This is a genomic window from Acinetobacter sp. MB5, assembly GCF_003261585.1.
In the GTDB taxonomy this organism is placed as follows: Bacteria; Pseudomonadota; Gammaproteobacteria; order Pseudomonadales; family Moraxellaceae; genus Acinetobacter.
Map to the genome: position 1 here is coordinate 171,887 of NZ_POVU01000007.1, position 23,232 is coordinate 195,118.

The 23,232-nt window shown below is 42.4% G+C and carries 23 protein-coding genes, 4 tRNA genes and 1 riboswitch; of the genes, 18 read left to right on the plus strand and 9 right to left on the minus strand.

Annotation, left to right across the window (positions count from 1 at the left end; translation table 11 throughout):
- Positions 1-78 precede the first annotated feature (78 nt).
- Positions 79-1,428, plus strand: a complete 1,350-nt coding sequence (murD, locus tag C1A47_RS10810; protein ID WP_111895047.1) for a UDP-N-acetylmuramoyl-L-alanine--D-glutamate ligase — start codon at positions 79-81, stop codon at positions 1,426-1,428.
- Between the two features lie 17 nt (positions 1,429-1,445).
- A complete protein-coding gene (gene ftsW / locus C1A47_RS10815) occupies positions 1,446-2,639 on the plus strand; it encodes a putative lipid II flippase FtsW (RefSeq protein ID WP_111895048.1) in 1,194 nt (397 codons plus the stop codon).
- Between the two features lie 27 nt (positions 2,640-2,666).
- On the opposite strand, the gene gluQRS is transcribed toward ftsW, so the two are convergent.
- From gluQRS to C1A47_RS10850, 7 genes are all read right to left on the minus strand, one after another.
- On the minus strand, positions 2,667-3,554 hold the full coding sequence (gluQRS, locus tag C1A47_RS10820; protein WP_111895049.1) for a tRNA glutamyl-Q(34) synthetase GluQRS: 888 nt from the start codon (positions 3,552-3,554) through the stop codon (positions 2,667-2,669).
- Between the two features lie 3 nt (positions 3,555-3,557).
- Positions 3,558-4,070, minus strand: coding sequence for an RNA polymerase-binding protein DksA (gene dksA, locus C1A47_RS10825; protein ID WP_111895050.1), 513 nt, complete (start codon positions 4,068-4,070; stop codon positions 3,558-3,560).
- Positions 4,071-4,273: 203 nt separating this feature from the next.
- A complete protein-coding gene (locus C1A47_RS10830) occupies positions 4,274-5,062 on the minus strand; it encodes a metallophosphoesterase (RefSeq protein WP_111895081.1) in 789 nt (262 codons plus the stop codon).
- Positions 5,063-5,083: 21 nt separating this feature from the next.
- Positions 5,084-5,695, minus strand: a complete 612-nt coding sequence (locus C1A47_RS10835) for an NUDIX domain-containing protein (RefSeq protein ID WP_111895051.1) — start codon at positions 5,693-5,695, stop codon at positions 5,084-5,086.
- A 75-nt stretch (positions 5,696-5,770) separates the two neighbouring features.
- Positions 5,771-7,666, minus strand: coding sequence for a phosphomethylpyrimidine synthase ThiC (gene thiC / locus C1A47_RS10840; RefSeq protein WP_111895052.1), 1,896 nt, complete (start codon positions 7,664-7,666; stop codon positions 5,771-5,773).
- Positions 7,667-7,757: 91 nt separating this feature from the next.
- Positions 7,758-7,878, minus strand: a riboswitch (TPP riboswitch).
- 77 nt (positions 7,879-7,955) lie between these two features.
- Positions 7,956-8,837: a DMT family transporter gene (locus tag C1A47_RS10845; RefSeq protein WP_111895053.1), complete on the minus strand. Its 882-nt coding sequence runs from the start codon at positions 8,835-8,837 to the stop codon at positions 7,956-7,958.
- A 65-nt stretch (positions 8,838-8,902) separates the two neighbouring features.
- Positions 8,903-10,000 carry a hypothetical protein gene (locus C1A47_RS10850; RefSeq protein ID WP_111895054.1) on the minus strand — a complete coding sequence of 366 codons (1,098 nt, stop codon included), beginning with the start codon at positions 9,998-10,000 and terminating at the stop codon, positions 8,903-8,905.
- A 306-nt stretch (positions 10,001-10,306) separates the two neighbouring features.
- Between C1A47_RS10850 and phoU the strand changes: the two genes are divergently transcribed.
- Positions 10,307-11,029: a phosphate signaling complex protein PhoU gene (phoU, locus tag C1A47_RS10855; RefSeq protein ID WP_111895055.1), complete on the plus strand. Its 723-nt coding sequence runs from the start codon at positions 10,307-10,309 to the stop codon at positions 11,027-11,029.
- Positions 11,030-11,351: 322 nt separating this feature from the next.
- Here the strand turns inward: phoU and C1A47_RS10860 are convergent, their stop codons facing one another.
- Together C1A47_RS10860 and argH are read right to left on the minus strand one after the other, a co-directional pair.
- On the minus strand, positions 11,352-11,624 hold the full coding sequence (locus C1A47_RS10860; RefSeq protein WP_111895056.1) for an oxidative damage protection protein: 273 nt from the start codon (positions 11,622-11,624) through the stop codon (positions 11,352-11,354).
- Positions 11,625-11,635: 11 nt separating this feature from the next.
- Positions 11,636-13,069 carry an argininosuccinate lyase gene (argH, locus tag C1A47_RS10865; protein WP_111895057.1) on the minus strand — a complete coding sequence of 478 codons (1,434 nt, stop codon included), beginning with the start codon at positions 13,067-13,069 and terminating at the stop codon, positions 11,636-11,638.
- Here argH and C1A47_RS10870 point away from each other — a divergent pair.
- The 15 genes from C1A47_RS10870 to C1A47_RS10940 all read left to right on the plus strand — a co-directional run.
- Positions 13,060-14,202 (plus strand): sensor histidine kinase, encoded by a 1,143-nt coding sequence (locus tag C1A47_RS10870; RefSeq protein ID WP_111895058.1) that lies wholly within the window; start codon positions 13,060-13,062, stop codon positions 14,200-14,202. The genes argH and C1A47_RS10870 overlap by 10 nt on opposite strands.
- A 45-nt stretch (positions 14,203-14,247) precedes the next feature.
- The gene (locus tag C1A47_RS10875; RefSeq protein ID WP_111895059.1) at positions 14,248-14,985 is read left to right on the plus strand and encodes a LytR/AlgR family response regulator transcription factor; all 738 of its coding nucleotides are present in this window, start codon (positions 14,248-14,250) and stop codon (positions 14,983-14,985) included.
- An 85-nt stretch (positions 14,986-15,070) separates the two neighbouring features.
- Positions 15,071-15,991, plus strand: a complete 921-nt coding sequence (gene hemC / locus C1A47_RS10880; RefSeq protein ID WP_111895082.1) for a hydroxymethylbilane synthase — start codon at positions 15,071-15,073, stop codon at positions 15,989-15,991.
- Positions 15,992-16,756, plus strand: coding sequence for a uroporphyrinogen-III synthase (locus C1A47_RS10885; RefSeq protein WP_111895060.1), 765 nt, complete (start codon positions 15,992-15,994; stop codon positions 16,754-16,756).
- Positions 16,753-17,589 (plus strand): hypothetical protein, encoded by an 837-nt coding sequence (locus C1A47_RS10890; protein WP_111895061.1) that lies wholly within the window; start codon positions 16,753-16,755, stop codon positions 17,587-17,589. Before C1A47_RS10885 ends, C1A47_RS10890 begins: the two co-directional genes overlap by 4 nt.
- A 9-nt stretch (positions 17,590-17,598) precedes the next feature.
- On the plus strand, positions 17,599-18,795 hold the full coding sequence (locus C1A47_RS10895; RefSeq protein ID WP_111895062.1) for a heme biosynthesis protein HemY: 1,197 nt from the start codon (positions 17,599-17,601) through the stop codon (positions 18,793-18,795).
- A 201-nt stretch (positions 18,796-18,996) separates the two neighbouring features.
- Positions 18,997-19,320: an H-NS family nucleoid-associated regulatory protein gene (locus C1A47_RS10900; RefSeq protein WP_111895063.1), complete on the plus strand. Its 324-nt coding sequence runs from the start codon at positions 18,997-18,999 to the stop codon at positions 19,318-19,320.
- A gap of 143 nt (positions 19,321-19,463) precedes the next feature.
- A complete protein-coding gene (locus C1A47_RS10905; RefSeq protein ID WP_111895064.1) occupies positions 19,464-20,108 on the plus strand; it encodes an FHA domain-containing protein in 645 nt (214 codons plus the stop codon).
- Between the two features lie 55 nt (positions 20,109-20,163).
- Positions 20,164-20,835: a phosphoglycolate phosphatase gene (locus tag C1A47_RS10910; protein ID WP_111895065.1), complete on the plus strand. Its 672-nt coding sequence runs from the start codon at positions 20,164-20,166 to the stop codon at positions 20,833-20,835.
- Positions 20,836-20,960: 125 nt separating this feature from the next.
- Positions 20,961-22,454, plus strand: coding sequence for an anthranilate synthase component I (trpE, locus tag C1A47_RS10915; protein WP_111895066.1), 1,494 nt, complete (start codon positions 20,961-20,963; stop codon positions 22,452-22,454).
- 98 nt (positions 22,455-22,552) lie between these two features.
- Positions 22,553-22,628: transfer RNA gene (locus C1A47_RS10920), tRNA-Thr, on the plus strand.
- Positions 22,629-22,679: 51 nt separating this feature from the next.
- Positions 22,680-22,763: transfer RNA gene (locus C1A47_RS10925), tRNA-Tyr, on the plus strand.
- Between the two features lie 38 nt (positions 22,764-22,801).
- Positions 22,802-22,877, plus strand: a tRNA-Gly gene (locus tag C1A47_RS10930).
- Between the two features lie 12 nt (positions 22,878-22,889).
- Positions 22,890-22,964 (plus strand) — tRNA-Thr (locus C1A47_RS10935).
- Between the two features lie 169 nt (positions 22,965-23,133).
- Positions 23,134-23,232 (plus strand): GTP-binding protein (locus C1A47_RS10940; RefSeq protein WP_009586195.1); only part of this gene is annotated, 99 nt, incomplete at its 3' end.

The window sequence follows — 23,232 nt, forward strand, 5'->3', positions numbered from 1 at the left end:
GCCACGATCAAGAAAAGCTTTCCAAAAAGCAAAGTGCTAACATTTGCCAAGTTTAAAAATAAATGCGATGGGGCAAATATGTTAATACAACGCGGTGGATTGAAAGTCGTTGCAGGGCTTGGTATTTCTGGTGTTTCAGCCGTTAATTTTTTGGTGGAACATGGGTATCAGGTTGCTGTAACCGATTCACGTGCTACACCGCCTGGACATGATCAGATTCCGAGTCATGTCCAGACCAGTTTTGGAAAACTGGATGTTGATTTGCTCCTGCAAGCTGAAGAAATTATTTTAAGTCCTGGACTTGCACCCCAGTTGCCTGAAATTCAGCAGGCGATTGCCAAAGGAATTTCGGTTGTGGGCGATGTGCAACTACTCCGTCGTGCGACTGCAGTACCGATTGTGGCAATCACGGGTTCAAATGCGAAAAGTACCGTGACTACGTTGGTTGGCTTAATGGCCAAAGATGCAGGTAAAAAAGTAGCTGTTGGGGGAAATTTAGGTCGTCCAGCACTAGACTTGCTCAAAGATGATCCTGAACTTTTAGTACTGGAATTGTCTAGCTTCCAATTGGAAACCACATCACATCTTAATGCTGAAGTCGCAGTGGTCTTAAACATGAGTGAAGATCACCTCGACCGTCATGGCGATATGTGGGGTTATCATCAAGCCAAACACCGTATTTTCCAAGGTGTGAAAAAAGTGGTGTTTAACCGAGATGACAATCTGACTCGTCCGCTTGTTCCAGATACGACACCCATGCAAAGCTTTGGATTGAATGCACCAGACATTCATCAATACGGCATTTTAAAAGACCTTGATGGCACCATCTGGTTGGCACGTGGGCGTGAGCGTTTGTTGAAAAGTTCTGAGATGTATATTCAGGGAACACATAACGTTGCCAATGCCTTGGCATGTTTGGCTTTGGGCGAGGCGATTGGTTTGCCTACGGATTCGATGTTAGAAACCTTGAAAAATTTCAAAGGTCTAGAGCATCGCTGTGAATATGTGGCAACAGTTAATGATGTTCGTTATTACAATGACTCGAAAGGCACTAACATTGGTGCAACTTTAGCCGCAATTGATGGTTTAGGCGCTGCCATTGAAGCTCAGCAAGGCAAAGTGGCTGTAATTTTAGGTGGTCAGGGTAAAGGTCAGGACTTTAAAGCTTTGCGCGATTCGCTGCAAAAATATGTCAAAGTGGCGGTGCTGATGGGTGAAGATGCGCCTGTGATTGGACAGGCGATTGAAGGTACAACGACACTGTTACAGGCAGAAAGTTTGGCGCAAGCCGTTCAGCTTTGTCAGCAACAGACGCATGCGAACGATGTTGTGCTGTTATCACCTGCATGTGCAAGTTTCGACATGTTTAAAGGATACAGCGACCGAGGACATCAGTTTGTCGCTTGTGTAAACGCATTATCTGCATAAATCGCTCGGGAGTAGATATGGCTGGAATTACCCAAGGCATGAGCAAACTCCAAGGTGTTTATGCTCGAATTGCCCCTAAACTACCTGCTGAACTCACGGCACGTAATATTCTGATTTTCTGTGTGGTGAGTCTGCTTGTCATCGGGACAATTATGGTGGGATCGGCATCTATGCCGTATGCAGATGCCAAGCAGCACGATCCATTTTATTTCTTAGAGCGTCATGCGATTTCGATTGTGATTGCTGCGATTGCGGCATTTGTAACGTCTAAATTTACACTGGATTATTGGTTTAAAAATACCTTTTTGTTCTGGCTAGTGACCATCGGTCTTTTGGTGGTGGCTTTAGGCGTTGGTACAGAGGTCAACGGTTCAACCCGTTGGATTCGTATTGCAGGCTTTACCTTGCAGCCAACGGAAATTGCCAAATTGATGATGGCGATTTTTACCGCAGACTATGTAGTTCGTCGTGCGCATGAAGTCCGCAATAGCTGGATGGGGCTGGTTCGTCTTGGCGGAATCATGTCGATTACGGTGGGTTTGATCTTGGCCGAGCCTGACCTTGGGGCGACGGTCGTGATTGTCATGATGATGTTTGGCGTGTTCTTCTTGGCGGGCGCACCGATTATTCAATTCTTGTTTTATATCGGCGCAATTATTATTGCCTTGGTCTTCCTGATTCTGTTTGAACCTTATCGTTATGAACGTCTAGTTTCATTTAGTAATCCGTGGGCAGATCCTCTGGGTTCGGGTTATCAGTTATCCAATGCCTTAATGGCATTTGGACGTGGTGAATGGTTTGGGGTAGGTTTAGGGCATAGTATGCAGAAAATGTCTTATCTACCAGAAGCACATACCGACTTCATGCTGGCAATTTTGGGTGAGGAATTTGGCTTTATCGGCATTACCACGGTTCTTACACTTGAGTTCATTATGCTGGCATGCTGTATCCGTATTGGGCAACGTGCGTTAAAAAATAATTACTTACGTGCAGGTTATTTGGCTTACGGGATCAGTATGATTTTCCTGATGCAGGTACTGGTCAATGCAGGGATGAACATGGGGATGTTACCGACCAAGGGTCTAACTTTGCCGTTTATTAGTTATGGTGGTACGTCTTTAATGATGTGTGCGGTCATGATCGCCTTTGTCTTAAAGATTGATTCCTCCACACAGAATACGAATCCGAATCAGGAAGTTTCCAACTTCTAAAAGAAAACCACGCAATCGCGTGGTTTTTTATTGGTAAATCTGCTCGAGTTGCGTTGTTCTTGGAATACGTGAGACATCCCACTGAGCTACGGCTTGTTGCAGCATATGGGCAGGTCGATCCAGATCTACAGGCAATTGATGTAAGGCCGCGATTGCTTGTTGTAGAAGCTGTGGAGCTTGAGCAGGATCAAGTGCTTGCGCTAGATTTTGCTTTGAAAGTTTTTGTCCCTGTGCATTCATCGCTAGAGGTAAATGCATGTATTGCAAGCGTGGGTAACTGAGTAACTGTCCAAGCCAGATTTGCCGTTCAGTGTTATCCAGCAGGTCTGCACCACGCACGACATGGGTCATGCCTTGCAAATAGTCATCGACCACAACAGCCAATTGGTAGTTGATAATGCCATCACGACGTTTCAGCACAAAATCACCCAAGTCATGAGCAAGGTTGGAACAGTGCTGACCTTGCAAACGATCTTCAAAACAGATCAGTTGGTCGTTGACTGTGACTCGAATTGCCTGATGTTCAAAGGTTAAATTGAGATCACGACACGTGCCTGCATAAATGGCATTTGAGCCGAGCATTTTACGTGTGCATTGACAAGCGTAGACCAGATGGAGCTGCTGAAGTTGATGGATGACTTCTTCATAAATTTCTAGACGATCTTTTTGGAAAATGATCTCAGCATCGGGTTCAAACTCAAAGGCATCTAAGCATTCTAGAATATGGGTTTCACTGCCAGGGTAAATGCGGGGAATATCCGTATCTTCAATACGAACTAGCCATGTCCCATGTTGTGATTTTGCATCACAATAACTGGCAACTGCGGTGAGCAGGGAACCAAAATGCAACGGGCCAGTTGGCGATGGCGCAAACCGGCCCATGTAAGCAGACTGCATGGACTGCAATTCACTCATGGTTTAACCGTTGTTTTGCTTCTCTTTGATTTCAGCTAAGGTCTTGCAGTCAATACATAAAGTCGCTGTTGGACGTGCTTCCAAGCGGCGTAAACCGATTTCGATACCGCAAGTTTCGCAGAAACCGTAGTCTTCATCTTTGATTGCAGCAAGAGACTGTTCAATCTTACGAATCAGTTTACGTTCACGGTCACGTGTACGCAGTTCAATCGCAAACTCTTCTTCTTGAGTGGCACGGTCGTTGACATCAGGCAATGCGGTTGATTCGTCTTGCATGGTGTTGAGGGTACGATCCACCTCAGTCATGAGTTCAGCTTTCCACGCCTCTAGAATTTGACGGAAGTGATCAAGCTGGCCTTCAGACATGTATTCTTCATTTTTTTTCGGCTCGTAAGGAGCAATACCGAATAAGCTTGCTGTTGAACTGCCTTCAGAAGCCTTAGGCTTGGTCTTGCGTGCACGTTTTGGTGCATCTGTTTGGTCATCTAAGACTGGGTTTAGGTTGTCATTCGCCATAAGGGCATTCCTCATCATATACATCGAAATCGACGTAATCGCTATGGTGATATGCAAGTTTTTTGTTATTTCACCCTTAAGACAATTCAGCTTAAGGGGTCGTCATCATAAAGACTTTTTGCATACTTGAATAGTGTTAAATTCTACCCAAGCGATCCTTTTTCAAGACAGTTAACTTAATCGAAATTACACGAAATGAAAAGTTAATAACCTGAAATCTCGTTATTTATTTTAGGAATGAGATGGTCTAAACGGTAAACTTGGCTTTCGATATGTCCATCATTATACAATTCCAGTACACGATAACCGGGGGCATCGGTGTGTCCCAAGGCAAAATCTTGGCTTAATGGCTTGAACTGCACACAGGTTGAGGGAACTGCTAAAAACTGGATATTGTCTTGAATCTGTGAAAATTCTTGATGAACATGCCCATGAATGACGGCTTTAACCTGAGAATATTTACGTAAAACTGAACATAAATCTGGACTGTTTTTAAGGCGATGATGATCAATCCAGTCGGACTGCATATGTAGTGGATGGTGGTGACAGCCGATCAGCACAAAACGGTCATTTAATTGTTGTAACAATTGATCTAATTGATCTAATTGATCTTGATCAATATGTCCATCAATTTTTCCCGTGACAGCACTGGTCAGTAAAATCACAACCCAAGGCTTTAAATCAATCACCGTAATAGGTGTTGACTGAGGATAAGGGAACAGCTGCAAATCATCATGATTGCCCGGGGTTTGGTAAAAAGGAATCCCTAAACCCTGCATATAATCCAGATAGCGTGTATAGGTCACGGGCGTCGCGTCTTGTGCGACATCTCCCGTGTGAATGATTGCTTCAATTTCAGGATGCTCAGCCACAATATGCTGCATCACGCCATGAAAGCTCTGCTCGGGACACATCTCAACAAAGGTTGCATTTGCATCCTCCATGAGATGAGTGTCACTAATCTGAATAATGGTTTGAGCGTGTTGTGCCATTGCATCCATCACCATTGAACGCTATTTATTTTGAAGATGTTGTTGAAGCCATTGCAATGCCATGATCACAGGGGCATTGGCCAATCGTCCACTGCAAAGCAATGGTGCAAGGTCAGCATAATCAAATAAATGCAATTGAATATTTTCGCCTTCTCCAGCGACCCCAAAAATTCCACCCTGTTCAGGCAGTTCGGCTTGTGCGGTATATAAATGGAAGAGTTCAGAACATGCCCCAGCAGAGGGATAGAAACTGAATAAATGCTGAAGTTGATTGATTTCACAGCCTGATTCTTCAAGGCTTTCACGGAAAATACAGGTTTCTGGTGATTCATCACCATCGAGAACCCCTGCAATAATCTCGAGTTGCCATGGTGACTGTACGTCATCAAGTGCGCCAACACGGAATTGTTCGATCAGGGCAAAGCGTTGTTGTTGATCATTATAAATAAGCACCCCAGCAGCTTCTGGGCGGTGAATCAGCTCACGCTGCAAGATGGGCGTGTAGCCTGTTTTTTCAAAAAGGCGGTGACGTAGACTGACTTTCTCAACTTGCAAGAAACCTTTAAATAATGTTTCGCGTGAAGTCACTTCAACATCGTGTTTATTATAGCTGGCATGCTCAACGATATTCATAAGCAAAATTAGGATGAAATATTTCACTTCATCCTAACTGAGCTGGTGATTAAGGCAACACTTTTTTACTGGGAATTAGACTTTGTGGTATAACTTTTGTCCAGTTTGCTGATAAGTGGCTTTCATCTCTTGTAAACCTTGTTCAACTTCTTGATTTTCAATAGTTAACTGGTTTGCGTTCTTTTGGTTTTCTGCATAATCTCGCACATTTTGTGTGATCTTCATTGAGCAGAATTTAGGCCCGCACATTGAACAGAAGTGTGCCGATTTATGCGCTTCTTTTGGCAAAGTTTCATCATGCATGCTACGTGCAGTGTCAGGGTCTAAACTCAGGTTGAACTGATCGTCCCAACGGAACTCAAAGCGTGCTTTTGACAACGCGTTGTCACGGACTTGAGCACCCGGATGTCCTTTGGCAAGGTCAGCAGCATGCGCAGCGATCTTGTAGGTGATGATGCCATCTTTCACGTCTTTTTTGTTCGGCAGACCCAAATGCTCCTTTGGCGTGACATAGCAGAGCATCGCTGTGCCGTACCAACCAATCATCGCCGCACCAATCGCAGAAGTGATATGGTCATAACCCGGTGCGATATCAGTGGTCAGTGGCCCAAGAGTATAAAATGGCGCTTCTTTACATACTTCAAGCTGCAAGTCCATATTTTCCTTGATCATGTGCATTGGCACGTGTCCCGGCCCTTCGATCATCACCTGAACATCATGTTCCCAAGCTCGATGGGTGAGTTCACCCAGTGTTTTGAGTTCGCTGAACTGCGCTTCGTCATTGGCATCCTGAATACAGCCTGGACGTAAACCATCACCTAAACTAAACGACACGTCATAGGCTTTCATGATTTCACAGATTTCATCGAAATGCGTGTAGAGGAAGTTTTCTTCATGATGCGCCAAACACCACTGCGCCATGATTGAACCACCACGTGACACGATGCCTGTCAGGCGATTCGCGGTCATTGGTACATAACGTAGCAAGACACCTGCATGGATGGTGAAGTAATCCACACCTTGTTCAGCCTGTTCGATGAGCGTGTCTTTAAAGATTTCCCAAGTCAGGTCTTCGGCAACACCATCGACTTTTTCAAGTGCTTGGTAAATAGGTACAGTTCCGATTGGCACAGGGGAATTACGGATAATCCATTCACGGGTTTCATGAATATTTTTACCTGTTGACAAGTCCATGATGGTATCCGCACCCCAACGGGTTGCCCATGTCATTTTTGCGACTTCTTCATCAATCGATGAACCCAGTGCCGAGTTACCAATGTTGGCATTAATTTTCACCAAGAAATTGCGTCCAATAATCATTGGCTCAAGTTCAGGGTGGTTAATGTTGGCAGGGATAATCGCGCGTCCCGCAGCCACTTCCTGACGCACAAATTCAGGCGTGATTTCTTTCAGGTTTTGTGCGCCAAAGTTTTGTCCAGCATGCTGACGCATATCGACATCGTGGCGCTGACGCTGGTTTTCACGAATGGCAATGTATTCCATTTCAGGTGTGATAATGCCTTGCTTGGCATAGTGCATTTGCGAGACATTTTTACCTGCTTTAGCACGACGTGGGTTTTGAATATGCGCAAAGCGGATTTCAGCCGTACGGATGTCACGTAGACGTTCCTGACCAAATTTAGAAGTCAAGCTGTCGAGTACATCAGTATCTTCGCGTTCTTCAATCCATGAACCACGCACAGAAGGTAAACCTTGATTCAGGTCGATTTGTGCATTTGGATCGGTATAGGCACCTGAAGTGTCATAGACCATGACAGGGGGATTGTGTTCACCACCTAAACCTGTCGGAGTTTCAGTCAGTGAAATTTCGCGAAAAGGTACTTGAATATCTGGATGAGAACCTTCGACATAGACCTTGCGAGATGCAGGTAAAATGCGGGTGAGATCTTTCGCATCTTGTTCATGTTGTGCTGAAATATCAGCAGGGGATAGATTCGTTAATTGGTTCATGGCCATGATCCTTATGAATGACATCAACGAATCAAGCACGACCAAAAACATGGCGGATTTATCTTGTGAAGCAGATAAAAAGAGGGCTGTAGTTTTTAGATGGCTTGATTCCTACGCAGGTCTTAACCTGATCAGGTTCAACGGTACTTGTGTTTAAATACAAATATTTACACAATCTCAGCGAGGTCTTACTCGCGCTCCGTCAAGCATGGCAACAGCTTAGCATGTTTTATCGAAGAAAAAAGACTCTACGAAAAAAATGCTAAACGGTTTAAATTAATAATTTGAATTAGAAATATTTTTTAATTTTAAGCTTGGATAAAACCACAGGGTTACACAGCAAGATTGAGGTGAAAATTAAAGCGAAACCAATCAAACTGGTGTGGTCAGGTAGCTCTCCCCAAAATAAATAACCCCAAATTCCTGCAAAAATAATCGCGACATAATTCACAGGGCCAATCTGTCCTGCAGGTGCAAGACTATAGGCTTTCGACATGAAAATCTGACTGATATTGGCCAGTAAACCTGCACCAACTAAAAAGGCCAGTTCATGCAAATGATAGGGACGAATCAGCCAAAACATCGGAATGGCAGAGACGAGAGAACCAAACACACAAAAATAAAAGACGATTCGTTCAACAGGTTCAGTGTCGGTCAGGGCGCGGACAGTCACAAAAGCCATTGCTGCCAAGAAACTAGCACTAAGACCAATCAGGGAAATGCCATTGAACATCCCTGAATCAGGTTTGGCAACGCAGAGTACTCCCGTGAGACCAATCGCAGCAGCGATCAGCATCGATTTGGTGATACGCTCTTTGAGAAATAGCCAAGCAATCAGGGGAATAAAAATCGGTGAGGAATAGGTAAACACCATGGCATTGGAGAGTTTTAAATGGGCAATGGCATAGAAAAAACCATACATTGCGGATAAGCCGACGATGCTCCGCCATAGGTGCATCCAGAGTTTTTCAGTTTTAAAAAAGCTTGGACCTTTTTTAAAAAGGATGGGAATAAAAATAAATAGACCGACAAAATTTCGGAAAAATACCACGGTGGCATTGTCTACACTATGTGAAGCATATCGGATGCAGACACCCATAATTGAAAATAAAAAGGCAGAAACAATGAGGCAAGCCACAGCTTTTAAGGGATCTGAGGGGGCAGAAGTCATGATGGGAGAGAGAAGTTTAAATCGCTGCTAAAGATAGCATAAATTGGCTATTTTTGCGGCATTGTCTAGAACTGCTGTTTACTCACTAAAGTATTTGCGACTTTACCTGGGTGGGTAATACAAATTGCATCGCTTAAACAGTCACGGTTGATGTGGGTGCTATCTAATGTCAGAGGATCATATAAGCCAATATAACGATCCAGTTGTTTAATGGCTTTGATGGTATTGCTTTGTGCAGAACGTTGCTCAGTAGGACTAAGTTCAACAGGAATATCCTGATCGCGTTGGCTCGGAGCAATGTGAATAAATCTTAAGAATTTTTTGGCTTGTAGCCCCAAGTTTGAATGGTCTTGAGTAGCCAGATATTTAATTTCTTCCAGTGCTTCAGGGTAGATACTGTCTTCACCGACATAGTTCGTGGATACAGGAATGTTGCTTACGCCATGAAACAGGAATTGTGCATATTTAAATTTTAGGCGTTGGGCATCATCAATGAGAGCACTATTTGGGTAAGTATTGACATAGTTTTGCCAAAAGAGTGCGCGTTTGGAAAGTTCAGACCAAGAGGCATTAAAGCTGTTTCCTGACAATATCGGGAATTGATTCTGGGCGGCTAGGTGCTCAATAAAAAATTGTTCTGCTTTGGGTAAATACGGGGCAAAGATGTGCAACAAGTACTGCGGTTGGCGGCGGTACATGATGCCTGTGTCCCCCGAGTCATACACTTCATAATAGGCAGCATTTCCCTGATTTTGAATGAGATAGCGATCACGGGGTGACATCTCGGACAAGTAGCTGGTGCTATATACAGCGTTTCCACTCATGGCATATTGATCAAAAGCACGTTGTTCTTCAGTGCTTCGGTCGCTGGCTAAAAAGCGTTGGTACATGCTAGTGGATGCATAAAGCAATTGCTGGCGCTCAGCCATTGGAATTTGTGGCAAGCATTTTTGTAATTGTTGATTTACATACTGCAAGTCTTGTATTGAGCTGCTGTTATTGATGTTCTGCATCTGCTGGCTGAGCAGACTGCATAAAGAAATCACATTGGTTTTTGAGGTATGAGGTTCAGGTTCTTCTTGGTGCTGTTCACTAGGTGATTGATGGCAGCCTGCAATCAACAGTACGAGCATTAACATGGAACGCCCTAGTTTCACTGGCATAAATCAACCTCAAAATTTGAAATCTTCAATTGCTAACATTCCTGATTTATGACTGATATTCTTAAACGATTGCTTTAAAAAAACTGTTGTAAAGTTGCAAATTTTGGTGAATAAATTTAGAGAATTGTCAAAAAAAGCAGCAATATAACAATACCTTGTAAAAAGTTGGTTTTTTTCAAAAAAAGTAGATCTAAAATATTCAGCGCAAAATATCTAAGCCTTGTAAATTAGTAGGAATTGTCATCAAAATGTCATCCTGCTCATGTTTAAATGGTGACATTCATTTCTCGATTTTGGAGACCTCCCTTGAGCCTGAAAAATCCAATCTTAGCACACCATATCTCTTCTCAATTTAATGAAGATTTACAAGAGGTGACTGCTAAATTTATGGCAATGGGAGGTGTCATTGAGCAGCAGGTTACCAATGCCATTCATGCATTACTCGACGCTGATGCAACCATGTCACTGGATGTGCAGTACCAAGAAAAAAATGTAAACCGTCTTGAACGTGAAATTGATGAAGGTTTGACCCTGATTCTGGCGCGCCGTCATCCTGCCGCAATTGACCTTCGTATGGTACTTGCGATGAGTAAGGCCAATACGGATATGGAGCGTATTGGGGATGAAGCGCTAAAAATTGCCAATATTGCACAAAGCTTGTGTGAAGAGGGTGGATCACCACGTGGTTTCATGGAAACTCGCCATATTGGTAATCAGGTGCGTGTGGTGATTCATGAAGCGCTTGATGCTTTTGCTCGCTTAGATCCGGAACAAGCCTTGCGTGTGTTACGTGCTGATGCAGATATTGACCGCGAATATCAATCTGCTACACGTGCTCTCATGACGTATATGATTGAAGATCCACGTCATATTTCACGTGTTTTAAATGTGCTTTGGGTGTTGCGTGCGCTTGAGCGTATTGGTGATCATGCCCGCAATATTGCAGAACAAGTGATTTATATTGTGAAAGGCTTAGATGTTCGCCATACCAGCGTTGATGAAATTGAACAGCATGTACATGGGCGTTAATTACTGAGCGCGGTAATGATTTTAGAAAGGGGCAATAAGCCCCTTTTTTATATTCTACTAAAGCGCATTAAATAAAAAAAATCCCAGAGTTGGGGGAATCTGGGATTTACAAAGGGTAATCAGTAAAGCATCAAGAACTTCGTCTTGTTAAATACATCATAACCATAGTTTAAGAAACAATCATGTGTAGTCCTGTGAGGACTTGTTATTTTCTACGCCTGTTTGTAAATGGAACGTAAATTTTGTATAAAAAAGCAACGAAAGAGTTGTTGCTTTTTTACCATCTGTTGAATGCAGAGTAATATTTTTTATCAATAAAATATTACTTCTCTTCAGTCCAGCCTTCTGCTTTTTCTACGCTATCATCATTGCTGAGGAACTTTTCACGTTGTTCTTCGAGGAACTTCTTCGCGTCAGGTTCAAACACATTTAAGCGTTTTTCATTAATGAGCGTGGTTTGGTGTTTTAACCATTCTTGCCATGCCTGTTTAGACACGCTATCAAATAGTTCTTGTCCTTTTGCACCTGGGAAAGGTGCAAAATCCAAACCTTCCATTTCCGCTTGATATTTACGGCAAAATACTTGTCGAGTCATATCCGAATTCCTTAAGCGTAAAGGTGAGCTAAACGTGCATGGGCACGTTCAATTGCAGCAGCGACTTGTACAGGTGCTGTGCCGCCAATGTGATTACGTGCGCTGACAGAAGCTTCAAGGGTTAATGCTTTTTCAAAGACATCAGCACTGATCAGGTCAGAGAACTGTTGAAGCTGTTCAAGGCTCAGCTCAGACAAGTCTTTTGACTCTTGAACACCAAGCGCAACCGCTTTACCCACAATTTCATGCGCATCACGGAATGCCACGCCTTTTTTCACAAGGTAATCAGCCAAGTCTGTTGCGGTAGAGAAGCCACGCAGTGCTGCTTCACGCATCACTTCGATGTTTGGAACAAGGGCAGGAATCATGTCGGCAAAGGCCATGAGTGAACCACGAACGGTATCAATCGCATCAAACAAAGGCTCTTTGTCTTCTTGGTTGTCTTTGTTATATGCCAATGGTTGACCTTTCATGAGGGTCAATAAGCTCATCAGGTCACCATAAACACGACCTGTCTTACCACGAATTAACTCAGGAACATCTGGGTTTTTCTTTTGTGGCATGATTGATGAACCTGTACAGAAACGGTCAGGAATATTCACAAATTTGAACTGAGCCGATGTCCATAGAATCATTTCTTCAGACATACGTGACAAATGCATCATGATTAAAGATGCAGCAGCATTGAATTCAATGCCGAAATCACGGTCAGAAACTGCATCGAGCGAGTTTTCGCTCACGGCTTCAAAGCCTAGCAATTCAGCGGTATATGCACGGTCGATTGGATAGGTTGTGCCTGCAAGTGCCGCAGAACCAAGTGGCATGCGGTTGACGCGTTTACGGCAGTCAATTAGGCGTTCGCTGTCACGTACTAACATTTCAAACCAAGCCATTAAGTGGTGACCAAAAGTCACAGGCTGTGCAGTTTGCAAATGGGTAAAGCCAGGCATGATCGTCGTGGTATTTTTAGCAGCTAAACCAAGAATCCCTTTTTGCAAGCGTTCAAGTAGCTTCAAGATGTCGTCAATTTCATCACGAACATATAAACGAATGTCGGTTGCAACTTGGTCGTTACGGCTACGGCCTGTATGTAGTTTTTTACCTGTGATGCCAATACGGTTGGTCAAACGTGATTCAATGTTCATGTGAACATCTTCAAGGTCAATACGCCATTCAAACGTACCCGCTTCAATTTCCTGACGAATTTCAGTCAAGCCTTGAATAATATCATCACGTTCAGCATCAGTGAGAACGCCGACTTTGGCAAGCATAGTCGCGTGTGCGATCGAACCAGCAATATCTTGTTTATAAAAACGTTGGTCAAATTGCACAGATGCAGTAAATTCAGCAACAAAGGCATCAGTAGCTTCAGTAAAACGACCTCCCCACATACCTGAGGTTTCATTGGTTTGCGGAGTATTAGAGGAATGAGAAGATGTGGTCATGGCGGCTCAGTAAAATAAAAAGCAGTATAACAAAAGCTCAGCAACTTGCCGATGCTCAAGATCATCATTCAGTCCAGAGTAGCGACGCGCTGCACAATCAGTCTGCCTATTTTTTTACGAAAATAGGGCGTTGGCAACACTTAATCGAATTATTTGCAGCCAGTAGCATTTTAGCAATGGTCTTAATGCTTGCAGAAGCAGGCTCTTGGCAAGCGGTGAATTGGGGGCATGTCTTACAATATCTGCTGTATATTTATTGGGTTATTCTGGTTTTTATTGTCGTGATCCAGAAAATCCAGCCCAAGCTTAGCCGTTTTAATCAGACAGTGGTTTTTGCCTTGGCATTTGGGCTACTGCAAATAATTGTGTTATGTACGACGATCTTTTTAAATGCATTGCTCATAGTCATTCAGCTTGGATGGCATCAGCTGGGTCAATGGAACCTACTTTTTGAAAATGTTGCAATGCACCTGAGTTACGGGGTGTTAATGGGTGCATTTTCAATGCGCTACTTATATATTCGCGATCAATGGCTCAAGCAGGAACACAGCGAGTTACAAGCGCGGATTCAGGCGATGCAGGCACGAATCCAGCCCCATTTCTTGTTTAATAGTTTAAATAGTGTGGTGAGCCTAATCGCGGTTGATCCTGATAAAGCCGAAGATATGTTGATCAATCTTTCACGCTTGTTTCGCGTGAGTCTGCAAAAGCTGAAACTGGTTAGTTTGGCGGAAGAAATTCAAATTTGTCGGCAGTACATCTCGATTGAGCAGATTCGATTGCGAGATCGTTTGGAGATGGACTGGCGATTACCTGATATTCAGGCGTTACAATATATTCAAATTCCTGCACTGACATTGCAACCTTTGCTTGAAAATAGTATTTTTCATGGTGTTGAAAAAATAAGCAGTCCATGTAAAATCAGTGTATTAGTAGAAATTCTTGACAGACAAGTCAACATCGTCATTAGCAATCCCTATTTACATGAACAACAAGGACAACGCCAAGGTAATGGGATTGCTTTAGAAAATGTGAAGCAACGATTACGAGCCTATTATGGTGATACTGCATATGTTCAGGGTTTTGCAGGACAGGGGATCTTTACGACAATTTTAACCTATCCGTATCAATAACAAACGGATGACACACAAAAGCAGATAGGGGAATATCGCGCGCGTATGGATATTTTAATTTGTGATGATGAGCAATTGGCCGTTGAGCGGCTGGTACGTTTAGTCACTGATTTGGGACACAATGTTGTTGCGACAGCAGAGCATGGTGGACAAGTCTATGATCTGGTCTTGGAGCATGAGCCAGATGTCATTTTACTTGATATACAAATGCCTGAAATGGATGGTTTAAGCTGTGCACGTCAGCTCATGCAGCTCGATGTAAAGCCCGCCATTATTTTTTGTACAGCCTATGACCAGCATGCATTACAGGCATTTCAGTCACAGGCGCAGGCATATTTACTAAAACCGATTGCGCGCGGTGAATTACAAGAGGCATTAGATAATATTGCCAAGCCAACTCAGGCACAAATGAGTCAGTTAAAACAACAATCGAGTTCAGCATCGAGAAAACAACGTCAGCAAATTACGGCTAAATCCCATCGTGGTGTCGAGTTGATTCCAATCGAGCAGATTTATTATTTTTTGGCAGATCAGAAATATGTCACCATTCGCCATCAAAAAGGCAGTGTGCTGATTGATGAAACGTTGAAAGATTTAGAATTGGAGTTTGCTGATCAATTTATTCGAATTCATCGTAATGCTCTAGTTTCCATTAAGTTTTTAGATGGAATTGAAAGCGTTTGTTCGGGGCAATATCAGGTGCGTTTAAGAGATGTCGAGGAACGTTTAGTGATTAGCCGTCGTCATTTACCTCAGCTTCGTGAGTCCATGCAGCAACTCTAAAACAGTTTTTTAGGTTGAGGACTTGCATTTTTAATAGATCAGGTTAAGTTTAGTGCATCTTCTCAATGCTCAGACTTCATCCATTATGAATATTTTGAAAATTGCGACTCGTCAAAGCCCACTTGCTTTATGGCAAGCTGAGCATATTAAAAGTCGCCTTGAGCAACTTCATCCCCATTTATCGGTGGAATTGGTCACTTTTGTGACGCAAGGGGATAAAATTCTCGATACGCCCTTGGCAAAAATTGGTGGAAAAGGCTTATTTGTAAAAGAATTAGAAAATGCCTTGTTGGATGGTCGTGCTGATTTAGCCGTGCATTCAATGAAAGATGTCCCGATGCAACTTCCAGAAGGTTTAACGCTTGCAGTGATTTGCGAGCGTGAAAATCCATTCGATGCTTTTGTTTCCAATCATTATGCACATTTTGACGATTTGCCACACGGTGCTGTGGTGGGTACATCAAGTCTGCGCCGTAAATGTCAAATTTTACAGCAGCGCCCTGATCTGACTATTAAAGACCTACGCGGTAATGTCGGGACGCGTTTAGGTAAACTCGATGATGGTCAGTACGATGCGATTATTTTAGCCAGTGCAGGTTTAAAACGTTTGGGGCTTGAACAGCGTATTCGCCATCATGTTGCTGTGGATATGAGTTTGCCTGCGGTTGGACAAGGTGCATTAGGTTTGGAATGTCGCGAACATGATCAAACTGTTTTAGATCTGATTGCACCATTAGCGCATGCTGAAACGCAGGCTTGTGTGACTGCGGAGCGTGCTTTTAATGCTTATTTGGAAGGTGGTTGCCAAGTGCCAATCGCGGGTTTTGCAACGTTACAAGACCAAAAATTGCATATGGAAGGTCGAGTGGGTAGTGTCGATGGTGCAGTTTTATTGAAATCAGAAGTTCAAGGTGCTGTGGCTGATGCCAAACAGCTTGGGGAACAACTGGCGCAGCAATTGCTTGCTCAAGGGGCAGGTGACTTACTCAAGGCTTTACAGCACTAAATGATTCTGCTGAATACTCGTCCAGTCGAGCGCGCGCACTCACTCACTCAAATTTTCATTCATGATGATATTGAGGTGATTGAGCTGCCGCTCCTTGAATTAACTGCTCTTCCTTATTCAGCAGACTTGGCTCAATTGTATCGACAGTTGTCAGATACACAGGTCATTGTGGTAGTGAGTCCAACCGCCGTTGATGTGGGGATGCAATATCTTCAAGCAAGCCAAATTGAGATGTCCAGTCTGGCGAATGTACAGTGGATTGCGGTTGGGCAGGCGACAGCACAACGCTTAAAAGATTATGGGATTTCTGCAAGTATTCCTGAGGTGGAAACATCCGAGGGAATGTTGCAGTTACCCATCTTGCAGAATTTAGCTTTAAGACAAGTGGCTTTCTGGCGTGGTTTGGGTGGACGTCAATTTATGATGGAGTCCTTGCAGCAGCAGGGCATCCATATTTTAAATTTTGTGCTCTATCAGCGTCGATGCCCCCAAACTGCGATTGAGCAGTTTCAACAGTTATCTTCTCGGTTGCAGACAACAATAGAGCCAGTCTATGTTTGTATAAGTAGTGAAGCCAGTTGGTTGAACTGGATGAAACTATGCGAAAATAACCCAGAAATCTTATCTAAATGTCAGTATCTCACTTTGGGGGAACGTTTGACTCAATTGTTGCAGCATCAGCAGATTACAGGTGTGCAACAGCTTGAGAGTCTAAACCCACAGAGCATACGCAACTTCCTGTTAAAACAAAAAGGCACAGCATGAGAAAGCTATTTGTGGCTTTAAGTCTATTGATTGTTGGCTGGATCGTGAAACTGAATTACGATCTCATCCAAAACACAAAGCAATTACAAGAACTACAAACACAGATTTTGCATGGTGAACAGGCCAATGCCAACGCCAATGATCAGCTTGTAGCATTACAACGTCAACTGGCAACAAAATCGTCTGCAGCTTCTGATGTGGCAACTAGCGAGACAGGAACAGCGACTGAACATCGTTTAAATCCCATCATTTGGGTGAAGCAGCAGTTGCAACTGGTTCAGTTTGCTTTGCAGCAGCAACAGGATGTTTATGCTTTTGAGCAATTGCAAAAACTGAATAAAGATATCGAAGGATATAATTTATCTTCTGCTTTACAGCAAAGTTTATATCAGGCGATTACCCAAGATTTACAAAATATTCAGCTTTATCATGATAATCATCAAAATCAGTTAGATCAGTTACATTTATTATTTCGCCAAATTGATCAGCAGTTGAATCAGTTATTGAGCAGCCAAAATCAACAATATCAGCCGATTCAGCATAAGCACTTTTGGAATAGCTGGTTTAAAGTAGAAACAACGGATCAGCCTCAAGCTGAATTAATGAATCAGCGCTTGGTTCTAAAAGAAATACAAATTCGTTTGGTGTTGGCTAGACAGTTATTAGAAGCGGGTGAATATGATGAATATCAACAGACCCTAGTTGATGTAAATCAATTACTGCGTCAAGCACCAACGTATAATCGCCGCATTTTAGAAACCTTACTTGAAAAAGCCAAACAGATACCTTCTGCCACTGCACCAAAATTGACCGCATTAGCCATATTAAATTAAAGGGCCAATATGAAACAGATTTTATATTCGTATGCATTTGTATTGCTGCTTTTGGTTGCTGTGGTCAGTGTTTTAAGTTATGGATACGGTCAGGGTTATGTTTATATCTATTTTCGTCACTGGCAAATTCAAAGTAATGTCTGGGCATTACTTATTTTATTGGTTGTTTTAAGTCTTATCGGGCAGGTGGCATGGCTGTTGTTTAAACGTTATTTTTCACGATTAGAACAACGTAAGCAGAAAGTTTTTAATTTTGAGCATCTACACCCTTATGAAAAAATGGCGGTACTGTGGTTATTAGATGCAAACCAAGATAAACGGCAAATGGTGGAAGGGATTTTTAAACAATCCAGTTTGCTGAACGAAGTTATTCAAGCCTTCTTTTTATGGAAGCAAGGTGATGCGGAATCTGCTTTAAAAATACTGGAGCATAGCCCTGCAATGGCATTTGAATTGGCTGAATTTCAGCGGATTGAAATTTATTTATCTGCACAGCAGCCTAACCAAGCCTTGACGCATTTAGAATTTTTATCACAACATGAGCTATCTCCTTGGCTGACCGATATTCAACAGGGATGTAAGCAACGACTCATATTGCTTTGGGGACAATTTGCCACACAGTTTCCTTGGTTATATTTGCAAAGTAGCCAGTTTGGTCAGTTAAATGATGCAGATAAAACAATTTGGCTACAGCAAATCCTACTTGCCTTTGATCAGGTTAGTCTGGATGACCTGCATCATTTGCAGTTGCGTTATGATGAATTTAAAACATCCAAGCTTCAGGATGCGACACGTGAAAACAAAATTCTCTGGTTGAAAATTTTGGCACGTTTGCCTGAGATGGGGCAAGCTCATGAGGAGTTGGCAGAAGGGCTTCTCAATGATCTGTTTGATCAGGAAGTTTTTTATCTTTGGTTTGAAAAGCAGTTGTTGAAGCAGTCTCCCGACTACGAAAAAGTAGAGCAGCAGCTCAATATGTGGGAACAGAAATATCCAAATATTCCTATATTTAGTTTTGCAAGATGGTTTATTTATCAGGAAACAGCGCGCTTTAATGAAGCTGAGCAGTTATTAGAATTATATCCAGATAATATATTAATGAGTTATTTAAGAATTAAAAATCAATTAAAGGATAATGATGAGTTGATTCGACAGCTTAACTTTCTTTTTGAAGGTAATAGTAATTTCTTAAAGTTAAATTTATAGTTCATATTATTCTTAAGTTATAGGAAGAGCGTTTTAAATATGAAGCTATAGGTTTTATGAGTTAATTAGAGCTTGGTTTATTATTGTAAAGTTGCGTTATTTCCTAGATTTATATATATACTTATTAATAGCGAATGTATTAATATATCCAAAATGGATCTTTATTTTAAATGAATCCGATCTTGAGTTTGGAGAACGCTCGTGCAAGACATTAGTACTTTATCTGTAGAAGAATTAAAACGCTTACAACGTGAAGCAGAAGTTTTAATTGCTTCTAAAAAAGAACAGGCAATTCAGGATGCTTATAATCAAGTGATCGAAATTGCTGCGAGCTTGGATTTAAGTATCGAACAATTACTTGAATACGGTGCTCAAAAACGTAAAAGCCCAGCACGTAAAACAGTTGAACCACGCTACCGTAATACAAATAACCCAGAAGAAACTTGGACGGGTCGTGGCAAACAACCTCGCTGGTTAGTAACTGAGTTGGAAAAAGGTGCAAGCCTTGAAGATTTCTTAATCTAATTTAGATTAAAAACCTTAAAAAAAGCTGAATAAATAAATTCAGCTTTTTTTATGGGCGAAAAATGGAATACTCATTGTTTGCGCGACAAGCAGATTTAATGAAACATGTTATTCTATGCCAAACGAGAAAATGAGAAATCAATATGAATTGGACATTACAGGCGATTTCTGACGAGCTACAAGGTCAGGAAATTGAGGTGAATAAAGATTTGTTAGTTGGTCGTCATCAGGACTGTGACGTGGTTTTGCAATCGTCAGCGATTTCTCGCCGTCATGCAGCATTGAATTTACGTGATAAGCAAGTCTGGGTAACTGACTTAAACTCTTCAAATGGTACATTTGTTAATGATTTAAGAATTGCACAAGAAACTTTGCTGGAACAGGGTGATGTGGTTCAGTTTGCTCATTTGAAATTTGCACTCTTGGCAAATGATGTTGATTTAGCAATTGATGACACCGTGGCTCCTCAAGAAAGTTTAGAACACAAAACTGAGCTAAATGACGCGCAGAAGATGAATGAGCAAGGTATGCCGAGTCTTACTGAGCGCGCAGCAGAAACACCTGTCAGTCGTGAAGGTATGCCACAGCGCGTTGCAGTGCCAAAACCAGCCCCAATTCCTGAAGGTATCGATATTCATGCGAAAGCTGAACCAGAGCCCGTTCCAGTAGAGCAGCCAGTTTCACGCGTTGAGCAACAAGTAGAACATCAAAAAAATGTCTCAGTGGGTTTAATCACGGTGATTGTGATTGTTATCTTGGCAGTTTTGGCATTTGTATTTTTTAAATAAAGTATAAAAGGGCTGAATTGCAGCGCAAAGTCAGTCCTTTAAAAGGGAGAAATGTATGTCATCAGTGAGTCGTTTGCAGCAACGTAATGTCATTTTATTTGATCTGGATGGGACATTAATCGATACCGCTGCAGATATGTTTCGCGCGATGAACATGACCTTGCAGCAACTTGGTTATCCTCTAGTGACTGAGCAGCAAATTCGAGAATGGGTTGGGCAGGGAACGTCTAAACTCTGTGATCGCGTCTTAATGCATTTACAAGGTGAAATTGATCCAACACAGCATCAACGCTTACTCGAAAAATACTTGGAAATGTATGAAATTGAACTGTGTGTCGAAAGCCAGTTATTTGAAGGTGTCCTTCCTTTTTTAGAGTATTGCCAATCACAGCAGCTCAATATGGCGTGTGTGACCAATAAGCCTGAGCACTTGGCAAAGATCCTCTTGGAAAAACTAGATGTGAATAATTTCTTCGGCTTGGTGGTTGGGGGAGATACGCTTGAGAAACGCAAGCCTGATCCAATGCCTTTATTACATGCTATTGACTTCTTCCAGACTCAGCCTGAAAAAACCTTGATGATTGGGGATTCAAGTAATGATGTGGAAGCGGCTCGCCGTGCAGGTGTGGACTGTGTGGTGATGAGCTATGGATATAATCATGGTGAGGATATTTCTGCTTGCCAACCGCAGCAAGTGATTGATACTCTCGAAGCCTTAATCGTTTAATGTTTGTTTAATAAGTACAGGAATTTTGGAATGAATATGATCACATTTTTTCGATGGCGTCGCTCATAAACGCTTTTCCGAGTTTTGACTGATCAACCCTATTTAAAAGATAAAGGCATTCCCAAATGATGACTCCTGAATTATTTCAACAATTGCAACAACAAGGTTTTAACACCATTCCTGTTTACCGCCGCCGTTTGGCAGATACTGATACACCATTATCGGTATTTGCTCGCTTGAAACAGCATAGCCAAGCTTATTTATTTGAGTCGGTTGAAGGTGGTGAAAACTGGGCGCGTTATTCCATTATTGGTTTGGGTGAATCAACCATCTTCTCGTGTAATGCGGGACAGCTGACTATTCAGCAAGCAGATGGGCAGATTACCCAACAGCAATGCAGCGATCCATTTCAATATATCCGTGATTTTCAGGCACAGTTTAAAGTGCCTGCTCAGCAAGAGCTTCCCGAGCTTCCGAGTTTTACTGGAGGATTGGTTGGTTATTTTGGTTACGATGCTGTCCGTTATATTGAGCCACGCTTGAAAAATGTGCCTGCAAAAGATCCTGTCGGTTTACCAGACATCTGGATGATGCTCTCTAAGACAGTCATCGTGTTTGATAATTTAAAAGACACTTTATTTATTATTGTGCATGCCGATACACAGGATGCTGATGCCTACCAAAAAGCACAGCAACAACTCGATAATATCGAAAAACAACTCAATACTCCGATTAGTTTAGAAGCCAAGCCACATACGGCTCCACATTTTGAGTCGCTTACGGGTAAAGAGAAATTCTTAGAATCCATTGAGAAGGTTAAAGAGTACATTCGCGCAGGTGATGTGATGCAGGTTGTACCAGGTCATCGCATGGTGTCTGATTTTGATGGTGAACCATTACAGGTTTATCGTGCTTTACGTCACTTAAATCCATCACCTTATCTATTCTTGGTGCAAGGGCATACCTTAACGGATCAAAAACCATTTCATATCGTGGGTTCATCTCCTGAAATTCTTTCTCGTTTGGAAAATGGCATTGCTACGGTGCGTCCACTTGCAGGTACGCGACCACGTGGTAAAACCAAAGAAGAAGATTTGGCTTTAGAAAAAGATCTTCTTTCTGATGAAAAAGAAATTGCTGAACATTTAATGCTAATTGATTTAGGGCGTAATGATGTGGGTCGCGTCTCTAAAATTGGTAAAGTGCAAGTGACTGATCAAATGGTGATCGAACGTTATTCGCATGTCATGCATATTGTTTCCAATGTGCAAGGTGAAGTCCGTGATGATGTTGATGCTTTGGATGTTTTTAAGGCAACATTCCCCGCAGGAACACTTTCTGGTGCACCAAAAATTCGTGCCATGGAAATTATTGACGAAGTTGAGCCTGTAAAACGTGGAATTTTCGGCGGTGCTGTCGGATATTTAGGCTGGCATGGTGAAATGGACATGTCGATTGCAATCCGAACCTGCGTTATTCGTGAAAATAAGGTGTATGTACAGGCGGGAGCGGGGTTGGTTGCGGACTCAAATCCTGAGTCTGAATGGAATGAAACCCAAATAAAAGCTCGCGCAGTGATCAAAGCGGTTGAATTATCATCAAATGGATTGATTTTATGAGTTTTTCGCGATTTTTTTTAAAAAATCGCTTGCATCATTTCTGTGTTTTGCTAAACTGCACACCGTTCCGATACGAAACATCGAAACGCTAAGAAAGAGCCGGCATAGCTCAGTTGGTAGAGCAACTGACTTGTAATCAGTAGGTCCACAGTTCGAATCCGTGTGCCGGCACCACTTAAGCGTGATGTGAGTTGAAAGAATAGCACTGAAATAAAGTGTGATAATGGTGAGATTCCCGAGCGGTCAAAGGGAACAGACTGTAACTCTGTCGCGAAAGCTTCGAAGGTTCGAATCCTTCTCTCACCACCATATTTTAACTTCGAATGAAGTGGTATACATACCAACATGCGGGAGTAGCTCAGTTGGTAGAGCGGCAGCCTTCCAAGCTGCATGTCGCGAGTTCGACCCTCGTCTCCCGCTCCATCGAAGATTATCGCTCTTATAGCTCAGTGGTAGAGCACTCCCTTGGTAAGGGAGAGGTCTCGAGTTCAAATCTCGATAAGAGCTCCAGATTACAGTTTAGTAGAATTATCTACAAATTTTTAAAGAAGCAGGCTTATTAGTCTGCTTTTAAAGTATTGGGCGTCTGTTTTTTTTAAGACCATATGTCGATGTGCTGAGTTGCTTTAAATGCTTAGTCCCTTGTAGCTTAGTTTCGACGTAAACGAGGAAGAACATCATGGCTAAAGCCAAGTTTGAACGTAATAAGCCACACGTAAACGTGGGTACAATTGGTCACGTTGACCATGGTAAAACAACTCTTACTGCTGCGATCGCA

Excerpts from the sequence above, each read along its gene's own strand:
- trpE (WP_111895066.1), top strand. The coding sequence starts at position 20,961 with ATGATGACTCCTGAATTATTTCAACAATTGCAACAACAAGGTTTTAAC.
- murD (WP_111895047.1), top strand. The coding sequence starts at position 79 with ATGTTAATACAACGCGGTGGATTGAAAGTCGTTGCAGGGCTTGGTATT.
- C1A47_RS10895 (WP_111895062.1), top strand. The coding sequence starts at position 17,599 with ATGAAACAGATTTTATATTCGTATGCATTTGTATTGCTGCTTTTGGTT.
- gluQRS (WP_111895049.1), bottom strand. The coding sequence starts at position 3,554 with ATGAGTGAATTGCAGTCCATGCAGTCTGCTTACATGGGCCGGTTTGCG.
- C1A47_RS10905 (WP_111895064.1), top strand. The coding sequence starts at position 19,464 with ATGAATTGGACATTACAGGCGATTTCTGACGAGCTACAAGGTCAGGAA.
- C1A47_RS10885 (WP_111895060.1), top strand. The coding sequence starts at position 15,992 with ATGATTCTGCTGAATACTCGTCCAGTCGAGCGCGCGCACTCACTCACT.
- C1A47_RS10850 (WP_111895054.1), bottom strand. The coding sequence starts at position 10,000 with ATGCCAGTGAAACTAGGGCGTTCCATGTTAATGCTCGTACTGTTGATT.
- C1A47_RS10890 (WP_111895061.1), top strand. The coding sequence starts at position 16,753 with ATGAGAAAGCTATTTGTGGCTTTAAGTCTATTGATTGTTGGCTGGATC.
- thiC (WP_111895052.1), bottom strand. The coding sequence starts at position 7,666 with ATGAACCAATTAACGAATCTATCCCCTGCTGATATTTCAGCACAACAT.
- C1A47_RS10875 (WP_111895059.1), top strand. The coding sequence starts at position 14,248 with ATGGATATTTTAATTTGTGATGATGAGCAATTGGCCGTTGAGCGGCTG.
- C1A47_RS10910 (WP_111895065.1), top strand. The coding sequence starts at position 20,164 with ATGTCATCAGTGAGTCGTTTGCAGCAACGTAATGTCATTTTATTTGAT.
- C1A47_RS10835 (WP_111895051.1), bottom strand. The coding sequence starts at position 5,695 with ATGAATATCGTTGAGCATGCCAGCTATAATAAACACGATGTTGAAGTG.
- C1A47_RS10870 (WP_111895058.1), top strand. The coding sequence starts at position 13,060 with ATGTGGTCATGGCGGCTCAGTAAAATAAAAAGCAGTATAACAAAAGCT.
- hemC (WP_111895082.1), top strand. The coding sequence starts at position 15,071 with ATGAATATTTTGAAAATTGCGACTCGTCAAAGCCCACTTGCTTTATGG.
- C1A47_RS10860 (WP_111895056.1), bottom strand. The coding sequence starts at position 11,624 with ATGACTCGACAAGTATTTTGCCGTAAATATCAAGCGGAAATGGAAGGT.
- ftsW (WP_111895048.1), top strand. The coding sequence starts at position 1,446 with ATGGCTGGAATTACCCAAGGCATGAGCAAACTCCAAGGTGTTTATGCT.
- argH (WP_111895057.1), bottom strand. The coding sequence starts at position 13,069 with ATGACCACATCTTCTCATTCCTCTAATACTCCGCAAACCAATGAAACC.
- C1A47_RS10845 (WP_111895053.1), bottom strand. The coding sequence starts at position 8,837 with ATGACTTCTGCCCCCTCAGATCCCTTAAAAGCTGTGGCTTGCCTCATT.
- C1A47_RS10830 (WP_111895081.1), bottom strand. The coding sequence starts at position 5,062 with ATGGCACAACACGCTCAAACCATTATTCAGATTAGTGACACTCATCTC.
- dksA (WP_111895050.1), bottom strand. The coding sequence starts at position 4,070 with ATGGCGAATGACAACCTAAACCCAGTCTTAGATGACCAAACAGATGCA.